The sequence below is a fragment of the Pseudomonas khavaziana genome, assembly GCF_036704165.1.
GTDB classification, from domain to species: domain Bacteria; phylum Pseudomonadota; class Gammaproteobacteria; order Pseudomonadales; family Pseudomonadaceae; genus Aquipseudomonas; species Aquipseudomonas khavaziana.
The window spans coordinates 891,331-912,546 of the sequence record NZ_CP129946.1 but is presented as its reverse complement, the minus strand read 5'-3'; the positions used below and the strand labels follow the sequence as shown (position 1 = coordinate 912,546).

The window sequence follows — 21,216 nt, the reverse complement described above, 5'->3', positions numbered from 1 at the left end:
TAGGTAAGGGCCTCTGGCCCTTGCCGTACACATGTCGCCCCGCGCATAGTTAACCCGTGCAATCAACCTACGAAGGGATTTCGCCGTGCGCTGGCTCAGGATCGCCATAGGCTTCACAGTCAGTCTGCTGACCCTGCTCTGCTTGCTCCCGGCCCAGGCCGCCACGCAAGGCAGTGGTTGGGCAGTATTGCTTGACGAACAGGCCGACCTGCAACTGAGCGACATCCGTTCTGCCCGCTACACCAATCAATTCAGCCCCATCGAACTGGACCGCATCACTGCCGCGCAGCCGGACGGCGCGCTGTGGGTGCGCTTCAGGCTGCAACCGGGCGAGCACGAGCAAGTGCTGCGGGTCTTTGCGCCGGACCTGTCCAGCCTGGGCCTGTATGTGCTGGACGGCGACACCCTGGTAGAGCAGCAAACCACAGGCACACGCCAGCCCCAGTCTGAACGCCCGTTGCCCAGCAGCGACTTCATGCTGCCGATGCCCCAAAGTCCGCGCCCCCTTGAGGTGTACCTGCGGCTGGTCTCGGAACACGAGTTGCGCCCCTACATCACCTTGGAACCGGCCGTACTGGCCGCCGCCAACCAGAACCAGACACTGATCTACGGCCTGCTGTTCGGCGTGCTGCTCATGCTGATCCTGCACAACCTCACGCGCTTCGCCTACCATCGCTCGCGCAGCAGCCTGTGGTTGGCCGCCTGTGAATTTCTGTTGATGCTAAGCCTGGCGCTGCTCCTCAATCTGGTAGGGCCATGGCTGCCGAACTGGCATGCGATCCAGACCCCCGGCGCATACCTTGCCCTGCTGCTGACCGCCCCCTGCGGCTTGATGTTTGCCTATCGTTTCTTCATGCCCCTGGGCCCGCACCCGCTGAACAAGCTGTTGATGGCCGACATCCTGCTGATCGTGCTATGCGGCTTGTTGCTGTTGTTCGTCAATACCCTGCCACTGAACATCATCACCTATGCGCTGGTGGCGCTGGCCGGCCTGAGCATGCTGTTTGTCTCGGCCTACCACTGGCAGAAAGGCTACCGCCCGGCGCGCTTGTTCGTGGCGGCGATGGTGGTGTTCAACATCGGCACGCTGATCATCCTGCCCGCCCTGCTCGGCCTCACACTGGTGGCGCCGCAAGGCTTGATCGTCACCCTGCTGGGCTTTATCTGCATCAGCGGCCTGCTGATGAGCCTGGCCCTCGGCGAGCGCCAGCGCGCAATTGTCGAAACCCGCTTCAGCGTCAGCCGTGACCTGGCAGCCAGCAACGCCGAAATCGCCGCCAAGGCCGAGTTCCTGGCGAAGATCAGCCACGAGATCCGTACGCCCATGAACGGCGTGTTGGGCATGACCGAACTGCTGCTGGGCACGCCTTTATCGGTGAAGCAACGCGACTACGTGCAGACCATTCACAGCGCCGGCAACGAATTGCTTACCCTGATCAACGAGATCCTGGATATTTCCAAGCTCGAGTCCGGCCAGATCGAACTGGACGATGTGCAGTTCGACCTCAATGCGCTGATCGACGACTGCCTGAGTATCTTCCGCGCCAAGGCCGAGCAGCAGAATGTCGAGCTGATCAGCTTTATCCAGCCCCAGGTGCCGCGGGTGATCAGCGGTGACCCGACGCGCCTGCGCCAGGCGTTGTTGAGCCTGCTGGAAAACGCCCTGCACAAGACCGATGAAGGCGAAGTGCTGATCGTCGTGGCCCTGGACGAGCGCAGCGCCAAGCCACGCTTGCGTATTGCTGTGCAGGACAGCGGCCTGCCCATGGAAGCCGCCGAGCGCGACGCCCTGCTGCACAGTGAACTGCACAGCAAGAACTTCCTTTCGGCGACGCGCTTGAGCGGCCACCTGGGCCTGGTTATCGCCCGCCAACTGATCCTGTTGATGAACGGCGAGTTCGGTATCAAGAGCGGCAGTCACCAGGGCAGCACCTTGTGGCTGACCCTGCCCCTGGACCCGGAACGCCTGGAACACCCGACCTCCGACCTCGACGGCCCACTCAAGGACGCGCGCGTGCTGGTGGTGGACGACAACGACACCTGCCGCAAAGTGCTGGTGCAGCAATGTACCGCCTGGGGCCTGAACGTCAGCGCCGTGCCTTCCGGCAAGGAGGCCCTGGCCCTGTTGCGCACCAAGGCGCACCTGCGTGATTACTTCGACGTGGTGCTGCTCGACCAGAACATGCCCGGCATGACCGGCATGCAACTGGCGGCGAAGATCAAGGAAGACCCGAGCCTGAACCACGACATCCTGCTGATCATGCTCACCGGCATCAGTAACGCGCCGAGCAAGATCATTGCGCGTAACTGCGGGATCAAGCGCATCCTCGCCAAGCCGGTGGCCGGTTACACCCTCAAGACCACCCTGGCAGACGAACTGACCCAGCGCAGCAAAGGCGCGGCTTTTCCACGCCCGGCACCCAGCGTACCGGCAGCCGTGAGCGTGCCCGGCGATTTCCGCATCCTGGTGGCCGAAGACAACAGCATCTCCACCAAAGTGATACGCGGCATGCTTGGCAAGCTCAACCTCAACCCGGACACCGCCAGCAATGGCGAAGAGGCGCTTGAGGCAATGAAAGCCCGGCGTTACGACCTGGTGTTGATGGACTGTGAGATGCCGATCCTCGATGGTTTCTCTGCCACGCAGCAACTGCGGGCGTGGGAGGTCAGCCACCAACGCGTGCGTACGCCGGTGGTAGCGCTCACCGCGCATATCCTCTCGGAACACAAAGAGCGTGCACGCCAGGCCGGCATGGACGGGCATATGGCCAAGCCGGTGGAGCTGTCGCAGTTGCGTGAGCTGGTGGACTATTGGGTAGCGCAGCGCCAACAGCGCCCGGAACATGCTTCGTCATAATTTGAAATGCGATCAAAGGTGGGACGGGGGCTTGCTCCCGATAGCAGTGGGTCAGTCAGCATATTTGTTACTGACACACCGCTATCGGGAGCAAGCCCCCTCCCACATTTGATCTCTGCCGCCTGATAGACTGCCCACACTTCCACCGCCCGCGAGCCAGCCCCATGCTCCATGTGTTATTCAGCGTTTACCTGAAGATGCTGGTGCTCTACAGCCCGTTCTTTGTGCTGTCCTGCTTTATCAGCCTGACCCGTGGTTACTCCAGCAAGGAACGCCGGCGCCTGGCCTGGAAGGTGGCCCTGGCGACCCTGGTATCGAGCGTGCTGCTCTACCTGTTCGGCCGGGTGATTTTCAGTGTGTTCGGCATTACCGTGGACGCATTCCGGATCGGCGCCGGCAGCGTGTTGTTCATTTCCGCCCTGGGCATGGCCCAAGGCAAGTCGGCGGTGCAGACCGACAACGTGCAGCAGGATGTGACCATTGTGCCGCTGACCATCCCCCTCACCGTCGGCCCCGGCACCATCGGCGCATTACTGGTGATGGGCGTCAGCCAACCGCATTGGGACGACAAACTCACCGCTATCCTCAGCATTGCCCTGGCCAGCCTCACGGTGGGCGTGGTGCTGTACCTGTCCAACCGCATCGAACGCATTCTTGGCGACCAGGGCCTGCAGATTGTCAGCCGCTTGATGGGCTTGTTCGTCTGCGCCCTGGCCGCGCAAATCATCTTTACCGGTGTACGCGGCTACCTGGTGCCTTAGATCCGGTACTTGGCAATGGCCAACTGCACCTTATCGCCAGCGCTTTCACGCATCAGTTGGATGGTTTTTTCATTGACCACCGAAGTATTCAGTACCAGACAGGTCTGCCCGCTGAATGCCTCGAACGACGAGCTGTCCCACTCCAGGAAGGGCACGCCCAGGTGTTTATCCACGCCGTGGGTGCTGTAGGTCACCAGCACCATCATCAGTTCACCGTTGTTTTCGGTACAAGAAGCCAGGCCAAAATCGCCGCCCTCCTGCACCGTCGTGTTGCGCTTGAACAGATCGAAACACGCCGGCCGCTGCTTCAACGCTTCCAGTGCATCCGCAGCCAACTTCGGCAAGGCGCTGACCAATGGCCCCGACAGCGACGTCGACGCCAGCATCGCAGCGATGATATTCAGGGCCGCCAGTTGCACCGTCAGGCCCTTGCCCGCACGCGAGACCCGCTCAAAGCGACTGCGCACCGGCAGCCAACCCAGGCTGACCATGACCTTGATAAATTCGTCGTACCACGCCTCGGTCCCCCGTTGGACCTTCAACACATCGCTCACATAACTGCTGGCCAGCAGGTAGCTTTTGCGAATGTACTCGCGGTTCAGCACAGACAGTCCCTCGGCGAAGGAAATCACGCTGTTGTTGACCACTGCCGCATTGCAGTCGTCCTCGCGATCCAACCTTGAAGCGAGCTGCTTGCCAGGGGCTCCCGGCAGCTTATAGGCAGCGATCAATTTGCGCCTTTTTTTACTGTTGATCCTTCTGTGACGTCGCTCCATTTCCAGTTCTCCACAAGCACCCCACATGGGGCTTACTTGCACCCTAGTCCAGTGCAGGGAGGGTTTTCCATGGGACAAACATTCCTTGGCCACACCCACCAAAAACCGTCCCCCAGCAATGACAGGGCGCGGGCGCGGGACTTGCGGTTTTCATCGCATGAAAAAGAAAAAGCCCCGGACAACGCCAGGTAAATCCCTGAGTCATTCGGAGCTTTCCGGCGGCCAATGGGCCGTTTTCAGCTGGCGGGTTTTTCGCCATACCAGCGCGGTGTATACACCCACTCACCACCACCGGCACGCGGGAATGTGCAGGTGGTGGATGAGCCGATCAACACCATGGTGCGCATGTCTACCTGCTCGGGCGTGAGCTGCCCCAAGGTGGTGACACGCAGCGTCTGGCCCGGGCGACCGATGTCGCGGCCCAGCACCACTGGCGTTTCAGGCGTGCGGTGCAGTGCGACAATCTCCAGGGCACGCCCCAGTTGCCAGGGACGCGCGCGGGAGATCGGGTTGTAGAACGCCAGGGCCAGGTCAGCCAGGGAGGCGAGGTCCAGGCGCTTTTCAATGATCGACCAGGGCTTGAGGTTGTCCGACAGCGACATCACGCAAAAGTCGTGGCCCAGCGGAGCGCCGGCCTGGGCGGCGGTGGCCAGGGAGGCGGAAACCCCCGGCAGGATTTCCAGGTCGACCTGATGCCAGGCTGGATCGTCGCAGTCGTGCAACGCCTCGATCACCGCAGCAGCCATGGCGAATACACCCGGGTCGCCGGACGACACCACCACCACCGAACGTCCCTGGGCGGCCAGCTCGAAGGCGTGGCGCGCGCGCTGCATTTCTTCGCGGTTGTCGGTGCAATGTTGCACTTGATCATCACGGAACGGCCCGGCCATGCGCACATAGGTTTCATAACCCAGCACGTCAGTGCAACGCGCCAGTTCGGCCTTGACCGCCGGCACCATCAGCTCGGCGGCGCCAGGGCCCAGGCCGATCACTGCGAGGCGACCACGGGGGCGTCCCACTTGTGGCAGATCCACGGGCTGCTCGGCAACGGTGATGCTGATATCCGCAATGGGCGTCACCTGGGCAAAGCGCAGCGGCACCCCCAACGCCAACGCGGCCTCATGCAATGAGGCATCGGCCATCTGCAGGTCACTGGCCAACAGGCAGGCCAGGGCCTGCACGGCGATCCCCGCTTCACGCAACGCCGTGCGCACACGCTCGGCCAACTGCTTGCCGGGCTTGCAAGTGACGTAGACGTTCCGTGGGTAAATCAGCAGCTCATTGGCCGCCGGGGTGCGCTCGGCATTACCCACATGGATCGCCAGGCGCGCCTGTTGGTCCTGTGGCAGATTGGCCTGGTCCAACCATGGCGCCGCACCTTCGATGCGCACGCTTTCGCCGGCCAGCAAGTCCGAGACAAAACGCTTGCCCAACTCAATGTCGGCCAGTTGATAACCGGCCGGCGGGTTGAGCAGGCAGGTGCCGAAACGCAGCTCGCCGCTGGTGGTGATGGCGGCGGATACGCCCAATGCCGCAGCGATATCCCGCGCCATCACATTCACGCCGCCCAAGCCACCGAGCAGCGGCACAACGGCGCTGCCATCTTCAGCCACGGCCAGCACGGCGGGTTCCTCGCCCTTTTCCAGCAGCAGCGGCGCCAGGGTGCGGATCACAATGCCGGCGGCGCACAGGGCAATCAGTGGCGTGCCTTGCTGGTAGAGCTGGCGCAACGTCGCGCCGAACTCGCTGTAAACCTGGTCTGCACCGTCCACCCGTCCAGCCAGACCGTAGATCAACGCGCCTGGGTAAACCTGTTGGATCTTGCGTGCGGTGGCCAAGCTGCCTTGGCCCAAAATCACAATCGCCGGAGTCATCAACCTTGCCACCTTTCACCGGGCACGATGATCAGCGAGAAATACGGCGAGGACGCCGGATCGACCTGATCCAGCGGCACGATCTTCTGGTTGACCATGGTGGCGCGCTCCACATACAGCGCACGCCCGGCCAGGCCCAGGTCTTCCAACACCTGGCGCACCTTCGGGAAGTTGCGCCCCAGTTTCATGATCACCGCGGCGTCGGCATCCGCCAGGCGGCGCTTGAGGTCGTCATGGGGCAATACCCCCGAGAGCACCGACAAGCTCTGGTTGCGATACACCAGCGGCGCGCCAAGTACCGAGGCGCCCCCGAGCATCGAACACACGCCCGGAATCACCTGGGCTTCGTAGCGTTCGGCGAGGCGATCGTGCAGATACATGTAGGAGCCATAGAAGAACGGGTCGCCTTCGCAGATCACCGCCACATCGCGGCCCGCATCCAGGTGCGCCGCCACATCAAGGCTGGCATTGTCGTAGAAGTCGCTGATCACTTGTTCATAGGACAGCGGCGCCGGCAGCACTTCGGTGGTCACCGGGTACACCAGCGGCATCAGGGTTTGCTGCGCGACCAGGTGATCTTCGATGATGCCGAAGGCGTTGCCCTTCTTGCCCTTGGCCACGAAGTACGCCACCACTGGCGATTCACGCAGCAGGCGCAGGGCCTTGAGGGTAATCAGTTCCGGGTCGCCGGGGCCTACCCCCAGGCCGATCAAACGTCCGCGTGCCTGCATTATTCGACCTCCGTGGCGAGCGCATTGACTGCCGCGGCGGCCATGGCACTGCCGCCCAAGCGACCCTGCATGATCACGAACGGGACGCCACGGCTGTCCGCCGCCAGCATCGCCTTGGATTCGGCGGCTCCGACGAAACCCACGGGAAAACCCAGGATCAATGCAGGCTTCGGCGCACCGGCATCCAGCATTTCCAGCAGGTAGAACAACGCGGTCGGCGCATTGCCGATCACTACCACGCTACCCTCCAGATGCGGTCGCCACAGTTCCAGGGCAGCAGCGGAGCGAGTATTGCCCAGATCTCGCGCCAGCCCGGGTACGCTCTCGTCGCGCAAGGTGCAGATCACTTCGTTATTGGCCGGCAGGCGCGCACGGGTCACGCCTTCGGAAACCATGCGCGCATCACACAGAATCGGTGCGCCAGCGGCCAATGCATCGCGCCCGGCCTTGCCGGCGCCTGCGGAGAATTGCAGGCCATCGATCGCCTCGACCATGCCGCACGCATGAATCACCCGCACCGCGAGTTTTTCCAAGTCAGCCGGAATCCGGTCCAACTTGGCTTCCGCGCGAATAATGGCGAAGGAGTTGCGATAGATCTCCTGACCGTCGCGGATGTAATCAATCATTGGTGTTGCTCCGTGGGCGAGCGCGCAGCAAGGCGCCCGCCGCTTCAATGGAAAGAGTGCGCGCGTGCAGCCGGCCGAAACCGGGTTGGGCTGCGTCGCGAAAATAGAGGTCGTAGTGGCCCGGGCTCACCGCCAGCAAGGTGGCCGATGCGGTGTGCGCTGCGGCGCAGGAGCGCGGGCAGCCGGACAGGTGCACCTCGACGCCGGGTTGCAGGGCCGCCAGTTGCACCGCATCGACCTTGGTATCGGCCAGGCCTTTGCCGCAGCCGCTGGAACCGGTACAGGCGATCAGGCGGGCCAGGGGTTGGTCGATCGAGCAGAGAAAGCCCAACTGCGCCAAGCGTTCGGTCACCGCGACAGGGCGTTCGATATTGGGTAGCAACACCCCTTGCCAGGGCGTGAAACGCAACGTTGCGTCGCCATACTCGCTGGCCAGCTGCGCGACGCCCTTGAGCATCAGCGGATCCAGGCGGCCCAATGGCGCGACGGCCGCGACGTAGAACTGGTTTTTCTGCGCCTGTGGATAACTTCCCAGGTGCAGCAACGCGCCACTGACCGGGCGCTGGAAGCCTTCCACCGACAGCAGTGGCAGGCCCAGGCGGCTCACTACGTTATCCACAGCCAGATGGCGCATGCGCGTTTGCTCGGGCGTCGCCAGGTCGAGAAAGGCTTCCAGCACCGCCACAACCAAGGCATGGCCCTGGTCCAACGGCACCGCCGCCACGGGCGCATCCAGCCCCGGGCAGCCAGCCAGACCGAACGCCAACAGCGTCTGGCCATCGCGCACAAACGCCGACAGCCACAGGTCATGGTGATGTTCAAGCATCGCCAGGGCTTCGCCACCATCGAGCTGTACGGCGAACTTGGCCGACAGTTGATGAAAGCGTGGATGGGTTTGCAGGGTGGCGAGGATCTGCGCGGCCAACGGGCGGGTATCGAACAGCATCTGCGGGTCGATACCGGCGCTGGGACTGAGCATCAGGTTGCGCACGTCGTCGCCGGCGGCGTTGCTCGGCCCAAGGTCGGCCGCCAGCAGCATGGCGATCAGGGCTTGCTGTTCGGGGCCGATGCCGCGGATCTGCAGGTTGGCGCGGTTGGTCGCCTCGATCACTCCGCCCGCATAGGCCTGGGCTGCGTCCGCCACGGCATGGGCCTGGGCGGCACTGATCGAACCACCGGCCAATTTGATCCGGCAAATGCCGCCATCCAACGCCTGGACAATACGCAGCAACCCCGGACAGGCCGAGGGGCGCAAGGTATTTACAGCGGGTGTTGGATTCACGGGGCTACCGGTTGACGGGTAAAGGCGCGGTATTATGCCTGCTTTGTCCGGCGGCATGAAAAGCCTGCCCGTCGGATGTCGTTCAAGGAATTGATATGTCGCCCTGGCTGACGGTTGTAGGCATTGGTGAAGACGGCTTCAAGGGCCTGGGCAGGAATGCCCGGCATGCGCTGTTGCGCGCCTCGCGGATTATAGGCGGGCAGCGTCAATTGGACCTGTTGCCGGTGTGTATCCGTGGCGAGCGCCAACTGTGGCCTAGCCCGTTTTCCCTGGAACCGGTGCTGTCGCGGCGTGGCGAGCCTGTGTGCGTGCTGGCCAGCGGCGACCCGATGTTCTATGGCGTGGGCGCCAGCCTGGCGCGGCAGGTGGCGGCGCAGGAACTGTTGATCTTGCCCGCGCCGTCTTCGGTGTCGCTGGCGGCGGCGCGTTTGGGCTGGCCATTGCAGGAGGTGGTGACGTTATCAGTGGTGGCCCGGCCGGTAGCGGCGCTGAATGCGCATCTGGCCAGTGGTATGCGCTTGTTGGTATTGAGCAATGACGGCAGCAGCCCGGCTTCGATTGCATCGCTATTGGTCGAGTCCGGGTTTGGACCCAGCCGATTGAGCGTGTTTGAACATCTGGGTGGCGAGCACGAACGGCGTATCGACGGGTTGGCGCAGTCGTGGGAGCAGACTTCAGTGGCCGACTTGAACCTGGTCGCCATCGACTGCCTGGCGGATGCCAACACACCACGTCTGTCGCGTCTGGCTGGCCTGCCCGACTCGGCCTTCAAACACGATGGCCAACTGACAAAGCGCGATGTGCGCGCCATGACCCTCGCCCGCCTCGCACCGATGCCCGGCGAGCTGCTCTGGGATGTGGGTGCGGGCAGCGGCTCCATCGGCATCGAATGGATGCGCGTCCACCCCAGCTGCCGCGCCTTGGCGATTGAAGCCGACGCAGGCCGCCAAGGTCTGATCGAACACAACCGCGACGTCCTCGGCGTGCCCGGCCTGCAACTGATTCGCGGCAAGGCCCCGGATGCGTTGCTTGGCCTGGAACCCCCGGACGCCATCTTCATCGGTGGCGGCGTCACCCGTGAAGGCGTGCTCGACACCTGCTGGCAGCACCTGCGTCCCGGTGGTCGACTGGTTGCCAATGCCGTGACCCTGCAAAGCGAAATGACCTTGATGAACTGGCGCGCCGAGCATGGCGGCGAACTGACGCGCGTCCATGTGGCCCAGGCGCAGCCATTGGGCGAGTTCGATACCTGGCGCCAGGCGCTGCCGATCACCCTGCTGGAAGTGGTCAAGCCGCTATGAAACGCATTCTGCTGCTCGGTGGTGTGACAGAAGCGCTGGCCATTGCCCGTACCTTGGGGCCGGAGCATATCTACAGCTTGGCCGGTGTCGGCCGTGTGCCGACCGACCTCACCTGCCAGGTGCGTGTCGGCGGCTACGGCGGTCATGAGGGGTTAGCGCAGTTTGTTCGCGATGAGCGCATCAGCCTGATCCTCGACGCCACCCATCCGTACGCGGCGCAGATCAGCCGCAACGCTGTCCAGGCGGCACAGTTGTGCGGTGTGCCTTGCTGGGCGTTGCGGCGTCCGGCATGGCAGCCGCAAGTGGGGGATGACTGGCGGGAAGTTTCCGACTGGGCCGGGCTGATCGAGGCGTTGAAACCCTTCAAACGGCCATTGTTCACCCTGGGGCGCGAACCGTTGCAGCATCTCGATGAGATTCCCGCCGAGCAATTCTGGACGCTGCGAGCGCTGGATGTGTATCCGGGCAATGACCGGTGTGAAGTGATCGGCGCACGCGGGCCGTTTCTGATCGAGGACGAGCGCGCGCTGTTTGAACGGCGCGCAATTGATGTGCTGATCAGCAAGAACAGCGGCAGCACCGCCACCGAGCCGAAGCTGGAAGTAGCGCGTGAGCGTGGGGTGCCGGTGCTGGTGTTGAAGCGGCCGGTGTTGCCTGCCGTAGATCGAGAGTTCACCACCGTAGCTGCGTCGCTACAGGCAATACACACCCTTTGAGCAACACGGACCTAATGTGGGAGGGGGCTTGCCCCCGATGGCAGTGGTTCAGCCAGCAATTGAGTAGCTGACACACCGCTATCGGGAGCAAGCCCCCTCCCACATTTGGCATGTGTTGCCTTGAAGATCGGCATCCACCCGATTCCCCGTCTATCCTCAAACCCTGCGACACCAAACCACACCGCCCTTTTTTACTTATCCCCCCCGATCAGGCTAAATACCCCTGATCGTTTAACCCTACGGATTATCCGCCATGGCCCGACAACGCTTTGCAATTGCCTGGATCGCCTGCCTTGCAGTGCTGTTCAATGCGTTTGCCATGCCGTTGGCCAGTGCGATGCAGCAGACCGATGACCCGGTCAAGCGCCTGATGTGGGGCAGTTTCTGCTCGTCCAATGGCGCCAGCCTGAAAACGATTGCCTTGGGCAAGCTGGAGATTCCAACACCGCCGGATGATCACTCCGCCATGCAGCATTGCTGGTGTTGCTCGGGCTCGGCGCCGTTGGTAGCGCTGCCGGGGCACGTGCCGCAGTTGTATGTGACGCGGTTTGAAGCGGTGCAAAGCCTGCCGCCACCATCCCTGCAAAATCCCACTCCGCGCCAGCAATGGCCAAGTCTTAATCCCCGAGCGTCTCCAACAGCCTGATCTTCTTCGCAAGTGAACTGCGTTTAGAACCGTTCTGGAGAACTGCCATGCTCAAATCTTCCCTGCTTCTGGCTGCGTTGCTGCTGCCGGTGTTCAGTGCTGCCAATGCCGAAGACTACAAGGTCGGCGACCTGCTGGTGAGCGAACCCTGGTCCCAGGAATTACCACCCAATGCGCCGACTGTGGCGGCGTACTTTGTAATTCATAACACCGGGGCTGCCCCGGATCGCTTGCTGAGTGTCGAGACGCCGGTGGCGGACAAGGCCGAACTGCATGAGCATGTGATGCAAGGCGACCTGATGAAGATGCAGCAAGTGCCCAGCGTGGCCGTACCCGCCAAGGGTGAGCTGACCTTCGCGCCAATGGCCTATCACGTCATGCTGCTGGGCCTCAAAGACCGCAGCCTGTTGACCGATGGCAAGCAATTCCCACTGACCCTGACCTTCGAGAAAGCCGGCAAGGTCGAGGTGGAGGTGTCGGTGCAGAAGGTCCCGCCGTTGGCCACGCACGAGCATAAGCACACTCACTAGACCAACCCGATGGGCGCCCCTCGCGCCAGGTTGTCTCCGCACCGCCGCCTGATGCGCGGCAGTTGGATCAGCCTGTTCGCCATGCTGATGATCTTTATCGGTCCGCTGATTTCCCAAGCGATGCCGATGGATCATCACGCCGGTATGTCCATGGACATGCCGGCGTGCCACGGCGAGCCCAAGCCCGCCAAAGCCCCCGACGAACATCATGTCCTCTGGGAAAAATGCGGCTATTGCAGCCTGCTGTTCAGTTGCCCGGCCCTGCCCGGCAGTGTCTCCTACGTAACGCTCAGCACCCCGCCGCCAGCCAACGCACTCATCCCCGCCCCGCGACTGGGCCATGCTCGGCAGAGCATCTTCCCCGGCGCCCGCAGCCGCGCGCCGCCCATCACTGCGTAAGCCCTTCACCGCGTTACTTCACCCCGGCCGACTCTAGACAGACAGCCGCAGGCTGCTGGCCGTGTTGTTTACGATTGATTGATGGAATTTGTCATGTCCAGGTTTTCTGCTGACACCCGTTTGGGCGCTGCCCCTGTTTTCGCCGTTCTGTGCGGCGCACTGCTTACCCCCTGCGCCCATGCGCACGAACACGAGTTGAGCCCCACGGTAATCACTGCGATCGCCCCCAGCTCGCCACTCACTGTTGTCACCAACCCCAAAGACCCACGCCAACCGGTGCCTGCCAGCGATGGCGGCGATTACCTCAAGACCATCCCCGGCTTCGCCCTGGTACGCAACGGCGGCACCAACGGCGACCCGGTGCTGCGCGGCATGTTCGGCTCGCGCCTGAATATCCTTACCAACGGCAGCATGATGCTCGGCGCCTGCCCGGGGCGGATGGATGCGCCCACCTCGTACATCTCGCCGGAAACCTACGACCAACTGACCGTGATCAAAGGCCCGCAAACCGTGCTCTGGGGCCCGGGTGCGTCAGCCGGCACCATCCTGTTCGACCGCAAGCCGGAGCAATTCGGCGAGCTGGGCACGCGGGTCAACGCCAGTGTGCTGGCGGGCTCCAACGGGCGCTTCGACAAGGTTATCGATGCCGCTGCCGGTGGGCCACTGGGCTACGTGCGGGTGATCGGCAACCAGGCCCATGCCGACGACTACAAGGACGGCAATAACGACACCGTCGCATCGCGTTATGACAAGTGGAATGGCGATGTGGCAGTGGGCTTCACCCCCGACGCTGACACCTTGCTTGAACTCACTGCCGGCCGCGGCGATGGTGAAGCACGCTACGCCGGGCGCGGCATGGATGGCTCGCAGTTCCTGCGCGAAAGCCTCGGGCTGCGTTTCGAGAAGTCCAATATCGGCGAGGTGCTGGATAAGGTCGAGGCCCAGGTCTACTACAACTATGCCGACCATGTGATGGACAACTACAGCCTGCGCGTCCCCTCGGGCACCGGCATGATGGCAGGTCCCATGGCTTCCAACGTCGACCGCCGCACCCTCGGCGCGCGCATCAAGGCAACCTGGCGCTGGGCCGATGTGCAACTGATCGGCGGCCTGGATGCACAGACCAATGAACACCGTGCACGCAGCAGCATGGGCATCGACACCTACAAGGACCTGCCGCGCAACAAGGACGCCAACTTCCACAACTACGGCGTGTTTGGCGAACTGACCTGGTACGCCGCCGACAATGACCGCCTGATCACCGGCGCGCGCCTGGACCGCGCCTCGGCCAAGGATTTTCGTCAACGTACCGGCTCGGGGATGATGTCGCGACCCAATCCGACCGCCGACGACACCCGCGCCGACACCCTGCCATCGGGCTTCGTGCGCTACGAACATGACCTGGAGGACACGCCCACCACGGTCTATGCCGGCCTGGGCCATGCCGAACGCTTCCCGGATTACTGGGAACTGTTTTCTCCCAATACCGGCGCGGTCGGTTCGGTGAATGCCTTCGACGGCGTGAAACCCGAGAAAACCACTCAGCTGGATTTCGGCGCGCAGTACAAAACCGCCGATCTCGAAGCCTGGGCCTCGGGTTATGTCGGCCAGGTACGCGACTTCATTCTGTTCGATTACCGGCCCGGCATGATGGGCACCACCTCCCAGGCGCGCAATGTCGACGCGCGCATCATGGGCGGCGAATTGGGCGCGGCCTACAAGCTGACCACTCACTGGAAAGCCGACGCCAGTCTCGCCTACGCCTGGGGCAAGAACAGCAGCGATGGCAAGCCACTGCCGCAGATGCCGCCGCTGGATGCCCGTTTCGGCCTGACATACAGCGAAGACGATTGGAGTGCCGGCGCCTTGTGGCGCGTGGTGGCGGCACAAACCCGCATTGACCAGAACAAGGGCAACGTGGTCGGCAAAGACTACGACAAGAGCGGCGGCTTCGGTGTGTTCTCGCTGAACGCCGCATACCGCATCAATAAAAACTTCAAGGTCAGCACCGGTGTCGACAACCTGTTCGGCAAAGCCTACGCCGAGCATTTGAACCTGGCCGGTAATGCCGGCTTCGGCTACCCGGCCAACGACCCGCAGGCCATCAAGGAGCCGGGGCGTACGCTTTGGACCAAGGTGGATATGAGCTTCTAAAAACATCGGGGGCAAGCCCCCTCCCACCCTCTGATTTGTGAATACAGTCAAATGTGGGAGGGGCGGTGCGACGATTCGACTTGCCCCCCGATGGCGGTGTAACTGACACAAAAAAACCAAAGCCTTGCGGAGCCCCTGATGACCACACAAAAGCTCTCCTTCTACAACCTGGCCTGGCGCTGGCACTTCTACGCCGGCCTCTTCGTCGCCCCCTTCATGGTGCTGCTGGCCCTGACCGGCATCATCTATCTGTTCAAACCCCAGCTCGACCCGCTGATGTACGCCGACCTGCTCAACGTGACCGCCGCCGAACACGCGCTGAGTGCCGACGAGCTGCTGCAACGGGCCAAGACCGCCTACCCCCAGGCCGCGATCAGCAAGTACCTGCCTCCCGTCGACGCCACCAGCAGCGCGCAGTTCGTCATGCAAAAAGATGGGAGCGAAGTCACCCTGTTCATCGACCCCTATCGCGGCATCGTGCTCGGCGAACAGGACGCTAAATACAACCTGCAAGCCATCGCCCGCGCCCTGCATGGCGAGCTGATGGTCGGCACCCTCGGTGATCGCCTGATCGAACTCGCCGCCGGCTGGGGCGTGATGCTGGTGGTGTCCGGCCTGTATCTGTGGTGGCCACGCGGCAAGTCATCGGCCGGTGTGCTGTGGCCTCGTTTGCAAAGTCGGGGCCGACTGTTCTGGCGTGACCTGCACGCTGTGGTCGGTTTCTGGGGCGCGGCTTTCTTATTGGTGATGCTGCTCAGCGGCATGACCTGGACCGGCTTCTGGGGCAAGCAATATGCCCAGCTGTGGAACACCTTTCCGGCGGCGATGTGGACAGACGTGCCGCAATCGGATCAGCAGGCGCGCATGCTCAACAGCGCCAGCCAACAGACCGTGCCCTGGGCCATGGAAAACACGCCGATGCCGATGTCCGGCGGCCACGCCGAACACATGAACCATGACGCCATGCATTCGGGCCCTGCCGCCCCCACCATACGCCTGCAACAGGTGGTCGACCTGGCAACCATACGCAAGGTCGAGCCCGGCTACAGCATCACCTTCCCGACCACCGCCACCGGTGTGTTCACCGTCGCCGTGTTTGCCAACGACCCGCGCAATGACGCCACCCTGCATATCGACCAATACACCGGCAAGGTCCTCGCCGATGTGCGCTGGCAACACTACAACCTCGTCGCTCGCGCCACCGAGACCGGGGTAATGCTGCATGAAGGCAAGATGTTCGGCTGGGTCAACCAACTGATCGTGCTGCTGATCTGCCTGATGATCCTGCTCAGTGCGATCAGCGGCGTGGTGATCTGGTGGAAGCGCCGGCCACAGGGCGGGCTGGGTGTGCCGCCGCTGCGCCATGACTTGCCGAAGTGGAAAACCGCGATGGTGATCATGCTCGGGCTGGCGATCATTTTCCCGCTGGTGGGGGCGTCGTTGATCCTGGTGTGGGTCTTGGATCGCCTGGTGCTGTCACGCTTTTTTGGCCAAGGTGAATCTGCCTCAGGTTCAGTATGAAACAGGCGAGATGCCCTTGCCAGAGGGCCTCTGTAGCCTTATGCGGACTTTTGCCCCGCAGCCGATAAGTGTTAACTTATAACACTTTCTGCGCTATCGTTACTCGCCGCGCCCTGCGGCGAGTACCTGCCAAGAAGCGATTGATCGACCGATGAACAACTACCTTGCGAGCGGCCTGTGCCTGCTCGCCCTGCATACCAATGCCCAAGCCCTGACCCTGCCCGCCAGCCCCATCACCGCGCCGGCAGTGGATGACGAACGCGTCGATCTGAACACGCCAACCACCGCCGGTTCGCGCCTGAACCTGACAGCGCTGCAAACCCCAGGCAGCATAGAAAGCCAGACCGGCGCGCAGATCCGCGAACGGGGCGATGCCAGCGTGCAGGACGCCATCTCTCGCGCCACCGGCATCAGCCGCACCGGCACGCCAGGGGATGGCGGCACCTCGCTGCAGGCCCGTGGCTTTACCGGCCAAAGCTCGGTGATGCAGCTCTACGACGGCAACCGCATGTACACCGGCATGGGCACCTCGACCTTCCCGGTGGACACCTGGGCCGTGGAACGGGTGGACGTACTGCGCGGCCCGGCCTCGGTGTTGTACGGCGAAGGCGCTACCGGCGCAGTGGTCAATACGATTTCGAAAAAGCCCTTTACGGGGCAGATCGAAAACCACATCCGCCTCGGCTACGGTTCCTACGACCGCCAGCAGCAGGCACTCGATAGCGGCGGTTCGCTGTCCGATACCCTGAGCTATCGCCTGAACCTCAACCGTCTGCGCAGCAACGGTTTTATCGACCGAGGCGACTCCAGCAGTGACTTCATCAGCGGCGCCCTGCGCTGGCAGCCAGCCGACAACCTGAGCTTCACCCTGGCCAGCGACTACGGCGACCAGCGCCCGCAAAACTACTTCGGCACGCCACTGGTCAATGGCCAGTTGCACAAGGGCCTGCGCGACAAGAACTACAACGTCAGCAACGACACCCAGCACTACAACGATCAGTGGACGCGCCTGACCAGCGAGTGGCAACTGAGCGATAACCTCAGCGCGACCAACGAGCTTTACTACCTGAAAAACCAACGCCGTTGGCAAAACGCGGAGAACTACAACTTCACCAACGGCCACCTGACCCGCAGCGGCAATTTCGGCATCAAGCACAATCAGGAACAGGTCGGCGACCGCCAGACCTTCACCTTCAAGCACAGTCTGTTCGGCCTCGACAGCCAGACCGTGGCGGGCGTGGAATACAACCGCATCCGCTTCCGCCTGGCGAGCAATACGCCGTTCAATGACGTGTTGAACAACGGCCAGCCCATCGACCTGCATCACCCGCAACCCGCGCCGTTTGCCAGCCAGGACCCGTTCAAACCGGTGTTCGCCACCACCACCAAAACGGTCGCCGGCTTCGCGGAAAATCGCCTGCAGCTCACGGATAAACTCGCGCTGATCACCGGCATCCGCCGCGACTACGCACACATCGACCGCGACGACCTGCGTACCGGCAGCCAATCCGACAAGACCCTCACCGGTAATAACTGGAAAGCCGGCCTGGTCTATGCGATCACCCCGGACACCTCGGTCTACGGCCAGTACGCCACCAGCACCGATGGCGTCGGCGGGTTGATTTCCCTGAGCCCGAGCCAGCAGCAGTTTGACCTGTCCACCGCCAAGCAGACTGAGGTCGGTATCAAACAAGCGTTCTGGGACGCACGCGGTGAATGGACCCTGGCGGCTTACCACATCGTCAAGAAGAAACTGCTGACTGACGTGCCGGGCGACCCGGACCTCAAGCAGCAAGTCGGCCAACAATCCTCCAACGGCCTGGAAGCCAGCCTCGACCTGCAACTGCCAAACGCCTGGCAGTTACAAGCCAACGCCGCCATCGTGCGGGCGCAGTATGACGACTTCAAGCAGGACGTCGGCGGTGTGCAGGTTTCCCGCGATGGCAATCGCCCGGTGGACGTGCCGCGCCGCACCGCCAACCTGTGGCTGAGCAAGGCCGTGACCGACAACGTGCGGGCCGGTGCCGGTGTACGTTACGTCGACGCCCGTTATGCCGACATGGCCAACCAGAACGAGCTGCCGAGCTACACCGTGGTGGATGCCACGCTGTCGTGGAAGGCGATGCGCAATACCACCTTGGGGCTGCAACTGAATAATCTGTTTGATCGCACCTATGCGGTCAGCCAGTACAACGATGGGCAGCAGTGGATCCTGGGTGAACCGCGCTCGTTCTTCGTCACTGCTGACTACACCTTCTAACTGAATAAAACACAAACCCCATGTGGGACTTGAGAATACTGATGACCTCACTCACCCTCAGCGAACTTGGCTGGACCCCTCCCGGCCACGACCATTGCCATCACCAGTTCCAACTGCGTGAAGCCAGCCTGCAAGTCGCTGCCGGGGAGTTTGTCGGGCTGATCGGGCCCAACGGCAGTGGCAAGACCAGCCTGTTGCGCTGCGCCTACCGGTTCACCCGGCCGGAGCATGGCGATGTGTCGCTTGAACACCAGAACGTCTGGAAGCAAAGCGCAAAGTGGTGTGCACAACGTATCGCCGTGGTACTGCAGGAGTTCCCTGACGCCTTCGGCTTGCGAGTGGATGAGGTGGTCGCCATGGGGCGCACGCCCCACAAGGGTCTGTTCGACAGCGACACGTTGCACGACGGGCAATTGATCCGGCACGCGCTGGAATCGGTCGGCATGCAGGATTTCGCAGACCATGCCTTCGTCACCCTCTCGGGCGGCGAAAAACAGCGCGTCATCCTCGCCCGCGCCCTGGCCCAGCAACCCCAACTGTTGATCCTGGATGAACCCACCAACCACCTCGACCCACGCTACCAGCTGGAGCTGTTAAAACTCGTCAAGCGCCTGGACATCGGCACCCTGGCGAGCATCCACGACCTGAACCTGGCGGCGGCCTTCTGTGATCGTCTGTACGTGATCAACCACGGGCGCATCGTCGCCAGCGGCAAACCTCACGACGTGCTGACCACCGCATTGCTGCGCGAGGTATTTGGCGTCGAAGCGTTGATCGACCCCCACCCTTTGGCCGGCTACCCCCGAATCACCTGGATAACCCAACCATGATCCTGCGTGCCTTGCTGTCGCTCGCCCTGTTGTTCGGCCCGGCCCACGCCTTCGCCGAAGCCACCCGTTACCCGCTGACCATCCAGAGCTGCAACCGCGACGTGACCTTCCAACAGGCCCCGCAACATGCGGTCAGTCACGACATCAACATGACCCAGATGATGCTCGCACTGGGGCTCAAACCGCACATGGCCGGCTACAGCGGCGTGAGCGGCTGGAAGTCAGTGCCGGCGGACATGGCCACGACTCTCGATGGCCTGCCGGAACTGGCGAGCAAATACCCGTCGGTGGAAACCCTGCTCAACGCCAATGTGGATTTCTTCTTCGCCGGCTGGGACTACGGCATGCGCGTGGGTGGCGACCTCACGCCGCACACCCTGCAACCCTTGGGCATCAATGTGTATGAGCTGACCGAGTCATGCGCTTTCGTGATGAAGCGCCCGGCTGCGAGTCTGGACGATACCTATAACGACCTGCGCAACCTGGGCAGGATCTTCGACGTGCAGGAGCGCACCAATGCCTTGATCGCGCAGATGCAGGCACAGGTGGCCGAGGTGCAAAAACACCTGCCCCCCGATAAGCCACGGGTGTTCCTGTATGACAGCGGCGAAGACCGCGCCATGACCTCGGGCCGCCTGGGCATGCCCCAGGCGCTGATCGACGCCGCCGGCGGGCGCAACATCCTCGAAGACATCGACGCCAGCTGGACCCGGGTCAACTGGGAAACCGTGGTGGAGCGCAACCCGCAGGTCATCGTGATCGTCGACTACAGCGAAATCACTGCCGAGCAGAAAAAGCACTTCCTGCTGAACAACCCGGCCCTGCAAGCGGTGGACGCGATCAGGCACCAGCGCTTTATCGTAATCCCCTATGTGCAGGCCACGCCAGGTATCGACAATGTGCTGGCGGTTGAAACCCTGGCGAAGGGGTTCCACGGCGAATGATCACCCGTCGCTACCTGCTGTTATTGGGCGCCCTTGGTGCGTTGTTGCTGGTCTCCTGCGTGACCTCCCTGGGGCTCGGCCCGGCGCGGGTGCCGGTGGACGTGGTAGGACGGATTCTGCTGAACAAGGCATTCGGTCTTGGTGCGGTGGACTGGAGCATGGGCCAGGAACATATCGTCTGGCTGATCCGGGTGCCGCGCATGCTGCTGGGGGCGTTGGTGGGCGCCGGGCTGGCGTTGATCGGCGCGGTGTTGCAGGCGGTCACGCGCAACCCGCTGGCCGACCCACACCTGCTCGGCGTAACCTCCGGCGCCACCCTCGGCGCAGTAATCGTGGTGCTGCATGTGGGTGAGATCATCGGTCTGTTGACCTTGCCCATGGCCGCGTTCGTCGGTGCGTTGCTGAGCATGCTGGTGGTGCTGGCGGTGGCCAGTCGCAATGGCCGCCTGGACAGTGATCGCCTGCTGTTGTGCGGTGTAGCGGTGTCGTTTGTGATGATGGCGATGGCCAACCTGTTGCTGTTCATGGGCGACCACCGCGCCGCCTCGGCGGTGATGTTCTGGATGCTGGGCGGTCTGGGTCTGGCGCGCTGGGAACTGCTGTCGATTCCCGCCATCACGGTGGTCTTGGGGCTGGCCCTGCTGCTGGGCATGGCGCGCCCGCTCAATGCCTTGATGGCTGGCGAACAGACCGCCGTGACCCTGGGCCTGAACGCACGCAACGTGCGGCTCAAAGTGTTCCTGATCGCATCGCTGATGACCGGCGTGCTGGTGTCGATCAGCGGCTCCATCGGCTTTGTCGGTCTGATGGTGCCGCACATCGCCCGGCGCCTGGTGGGTGCCGAGCATCGGCGCTTGCTACCCGTGTGCGTACTGCTGGGCAGTGTGTTCCTGGTGTGGGTCGACGTCGCGGCACGCACCCTGATCGCCCCCGAAGACCTGCCGATTGGTGTGGCGACGGCAGCGATTGGCGGGCTGTTTTTTATTGGCCTGATGCGCAAGCGCTGAG

18 protein-coding genes are annotated in these 21,216 nt (G+C 62.8%); 13 read left to right on the top strand and 5 right to left on the bottom strand.

What is annotated here, in order from left to right:
- The first annotated feature begins 85 nt into the window (after nt 1-85).
- Complete coding sequence (locus QYQ93_RS03920) at nt 86-2,857, top strand: hybrid sensor histidine kinase/response regulator (RefSeq protein ID WP_043049471.1); 2,772 nt, start codon at nt 86-88, stop codon at nt 2,855-2,857.
- Nucleotides 2,858-3,021: 164 nt separating this feature from the next.
- Nucleotides 3,022-3,618, top strand: coding sequence for a MarC family protein (locus QYQ93_RS03915; RefSeq protein WP_003171467.1), 597 nt, complete (start codon nt 3,022-3,024; stop codon nt 3,616-3,618).
- On the opposite strand, the gene QYQ93_RS03910 is transcribed toward QYQ93_RS03915, so the two are convergent.
- The 5 genes from QYQ93_RS03910 to cobG all read right to left on the bottom strand — a co-directional run bounded on the left by QYQ93_RS03910 (nt 3,615) and on the right by cobG (nt 8,964).
- On the bottom strand, nt 3,615-4,394 hold the full coding sequence (locus QYQ93_RS03910) for a hypothetical protein (protein WP_338476377.1): 780 nt from the start codon (nt 4,392-4,394) through the stop codon (nt 3,615-3,617). The genes QYQ93_RS03915 and QYQ93_RS03910 overlap by 4 nt on opposite strands.
- 236 nt (nt 4,395-4,630) lie before the next feature.
- Nucleotides 4,631-6,268 carry a precorrin-3B C(17)-methyltransferase gene (cobJ, locus tag QYQ93_RS03905; RefSeq protein ID WP_338476376.1) on the bottom strand — a complete coding sequence of 546 codons (1,638 nt, stop codon included), beginning with the start codon at nt 6,266-6,268 and terminating at the stop codon, nt 4,631-4,633.
- Nucleotides 6,268-6,999: a precorrin-2 C(20)-methyltransferase gene (locus tag QYQ93_RS03900; RefSeq protein ID WP_338476375.1), complete on the bottom strand. Its 732-nt coding sequence runs from the start codon at nt 6,997-6,999 to the stop codon at nt 6,268-6,270. Before QYQ93_RS03900 ends, cobJ begins: the two co-directional genes overlap by 1 nt.
- Nucleotides 6,999-7,625, bottom strand: coding sequence for a precorrin-8X methylmutase (locus QYQ93_RS03895; RefSeq protein ID WP_043049467.1), 627 nt, complete (start codon nt 7,623-7,625; stop codon nt 6,999-7,001). Before QYQ93_RS03895 ends, QYQ93_RS03900 begins: the two co-directional genes overlap by 1 nt.
- Nucleotides 7,618-8,964: a precorrin-3B synthase gene (cobG, locus tag QYQ93_RS03890; protein ID WP_338476374.1), complete on the bottom strand. Its 1,347-nt coding sequence runs from the start codon at nt 8,962-8,964 to the stop codon at nt 7,618-7,620. Before cobG ends, QYQ93_RS03895 begins: the two co-directional genes overlap by 8 nt.
- 38 nt (nt 8,965-9,002) lie before the next feature.
- On the opposite strand from cobG, the gene cbiE reads away from it, so the two are divergent.
- From cbiE to QYQ93_RS03835, 11 genes are all read left to right on the top strand, one after another.
- Nucleotides 9,003-10,208 (top strand): precorrin-6y C5,15-methyltransferase (decarboxylating) subunit CbiE, encoded by a 1,206-nt coding sequence (gene cbiE / locus QYQ93_RS03885; RefSeq protein ID WP_338476373.1) that lies wholly within the window; start codon nt 9,003-9,005, stop codon nt 10,206-10,208.
- Nucleotides 10,205-10,924, top strand: coding sequence for a cobalt-precorrin-6A reductase (locus QYQ93_RS03880; protein ID WP_338476372.1), 720 nt, complete (start codon nt 10,205-10,207; stop codon nt 10,922-10,924). Before cbiE ends, QYQ93_RS03880 begins: the two co-directional genes overlap by 4 nt.
- Before the next feature lie 253 nt (nt 10,925-11,177).
- Nucleotides 11,178-11,570, top strand: coding sequence for a DUF2946 domain-containing protein (locus QYQ93_RS03875; RefSeq protein ID WP_043049463.1), 393 nt, complete (start codon nt 11,178-11,180; stop codon nt 11,568-11,570).
- A 47-nt stretch (nt 11,571-11,617) separates the two neighbouring features.
- Nucleotides 11,618-12,100 (top strand): copper chaperone PCu(A)C, encoded by a 483-nt coding sequence (locus tag QYQ93_RS03870; RefSeq protein WP_043049462.1) that lies wholly within the window; start codon nt 11,618-11,620, stop codon nt 12,098-12,100.
- Between the two features lie 9 nt (nt 12,101-12,109).
- Entirely contained in the window at nt 12,110-12,499 is a 390-nt protein-coding gene (locus QYQ93_RS03865) for a DUF2946 domain-containing protein (protein ID WP_338476371.1), read from the top strand.
- A 93-nt stretch (nt 12,500-12,592) separates the two neighbouring features.
- On the top strand, nt 12,593-14,653 hold the full coding sequence (locus tag QYQ93_RS03860; protein ID WP_043049460.1) for a TonB-dependent copper receptor: 2,061 nt from the start codon (nt 12,593-12,595) through the stop codon (nt 14,651-14,653).
- A 138-nt stretch (nt 14,654-14,791) separates the two neighbouring features.
- Nucleotides 14,792-16,174 carry a PepSY domain-containing protein gene (locus QYQ93_RS03855; protein WP_338476370.1) on the top strand — a complete coding sequence of 461 codons (1,383 nt, stop codon included), beginning with the start codon at nt 14,792-14,794 and terminating at the stop codon, nt 16,172-16,174.
- A 151-nt stretch (nt 16,175-16,325) separates the two neighbouring features.
- Nucleotides 16,326-18,434: a TonB-dependent receptor gene (locus QYQ93_RS03850; RefSeq protein WP_043049458.1), complete on the top strand. Its 2,109-nt coding sequence runs from the start codon at nt 16,326-16,328 to the stop codon at nt 18,432-18,434.
- 41 nt (nt 18,435-18,475) lie between these two features.
- The gene (locus QYQ93_RS03845; RefSeq protein WP_338476369.1) at nt 18,476-19,264 is read left to right on the top strand and encodes an ABC transporter ATP-binding protein; all 789 of its coding nucleotides are present in this window, start codon (nt 18,476-18,478) and stop codon (nt 19,262-19,264) included.
- On the top strand, nt 19,261-20,208 hold the full coding sequence (locus QYQ93_RS03840; RefSeq protein ID WP_338476368.1) for an ABC transporter substrate-binding protein: 948 nt from the start codon (nt 19,261-19,263) through the stop codon (nt 20,206-20,208). Before QYQ93_RS03845 ends, QYQ93_RS03840 begins: the two co-directional genes overlap by 4 nt.
- Complete coding sequence (locus tag QYQ93_RS03835; protein ID WP_338476367.1) at nt 20,205-21,215, top strand: iron ABC transporter permease; 1,011 nt, start codon at nt 20,205-20,207, stop codon at nt 21,213-21,215. The genes QYQ93_RS03840 and QYQ93_RS03835 overlap by 4 nt, the downstream gene beginning before the upstream one ends.
- Nucleotide 21,216: the final 1 nt, after the last annotated feature.

Bases quoted from the DNA above. Each gene is read 5' to 3' on its own strand.
- QYQ93_RS03895 (WP_043049467.1), bottom strand. From the start codon at position 7,625: ATGATTGATTACATCCGCGACGGTCAGGAGATCTATCGCAACTCCTTC.
- QYQ93_RS03915 (WP_003171467.1), top strand. From the start codon at position 3,022: ATGCTCCATGTGTTATTCAGCGTTTACCTGAAGATGCTGGTGCTCTAC.
- QYQ93_RS03900 (WP_338476375.1), bottom strand. From the start codon at position 6,999: ATGCAGGCACGCGGACGTTTGATCGGCCTGGGGGTAGGCCCCGGCGAC.
- QYQ93_RS03865 (WP_338476371.1), top strand. From the start codon at position 12,110: ATGGGCGCCCCTCGCGCCAGGTTGTCTCCGCACCGCCGCCTGATGCGC.
- cbiE (WP_338476373.1), top strand. From the start codon at position 9,003: ATGTCGCCCTGGCTGACGGTTGTAGGCATTGGTGAAGACGGCTTCAAG.
- cobG (WP_338476374.1), bottom strand. From the start codon at position 8,964: ATGCCGCCGGACAAAGCAGGCATAATACCGCGCCTTTACCCGTCAACC.
- QYQ93_RS03880 (WP_338476372.1), top strand. From the start codon at position 10,205: ATGAAACGCATTCTGCTGCTCGGTGGTGTGACAGAAGCGCTGGCCATT.
- QYQ93_RS03845 (WP_338476369.1), top strand. From the start codon at position 18,476: ATGACCTCACTCACCCTCAGCGAACTTGGCTGGACCCCTCCCGGCCAC.
- QYQ93_RS03835 (WP_338476367.1), top strand. From the start codon at position 20,205: ATGATCACCCGTCGCTACCTGCTGTTATTGGGCGCCCTTGGTGCGTTG.
- QYQ93_RS03855 (WP_338476370.1), top strand. From the start codon at position 14,792: ATGACCACACAAAAGCTCTCCTTCTACAACCTGGCCTGGCGCTGGCAC.
- cobJ (WP_338476376.1), bottom strand. From the start codon at position 6,268: ATGACTCCGGCGATTGTGATTTTGGGCCAAGGCAGCTTGGCCACCGCA.
- QYQ93_RS03840 (WP_338476368.1), top strand. From the start codon at position 19,261: ATGATCCTGCGTGCCTTGCTGTCGCTCGCCCTGTTGTTCGGCCCGGCC.
- QYQ93_RS03870 (WP_043049462.1), top strand. From the start codon at position 11,618: ATGCTCAAATCTTCCCTGCTTCTGGCTGCGTTGCTGCTGCCGGTGTTC.
- QYQ93_RS03860 (WP_043049460.1), top strand. From the start codon at position 12,593: ATGTCCAGGTTTTCTGCTGACACCCGTTTGGGCGCTGCCCCTGTTTTC.
- QYQ93_RS03910 (WP_338476377.1), bottom strand. From the start codon at position 4,394: ATGGAGCGACGTCACAGAAGGATCAACAGTAAAAAAAGGCGCAAATTG.
- QYQ93_RS03875 (WP_043049463.1), top strand. From the start codon at position 11,178: ATGGCCCGACAACGCTTTGCAATTGCCTGGATCGCCTGCCTTGCAGTG.
- QYQ93_RS03850 (WP_043049458.1), top strand. From the start codon at position 16,326: ATGAACAACTACCTTGCGAGCGGCCTGTGCCTGCTCGCCCTGCATACC.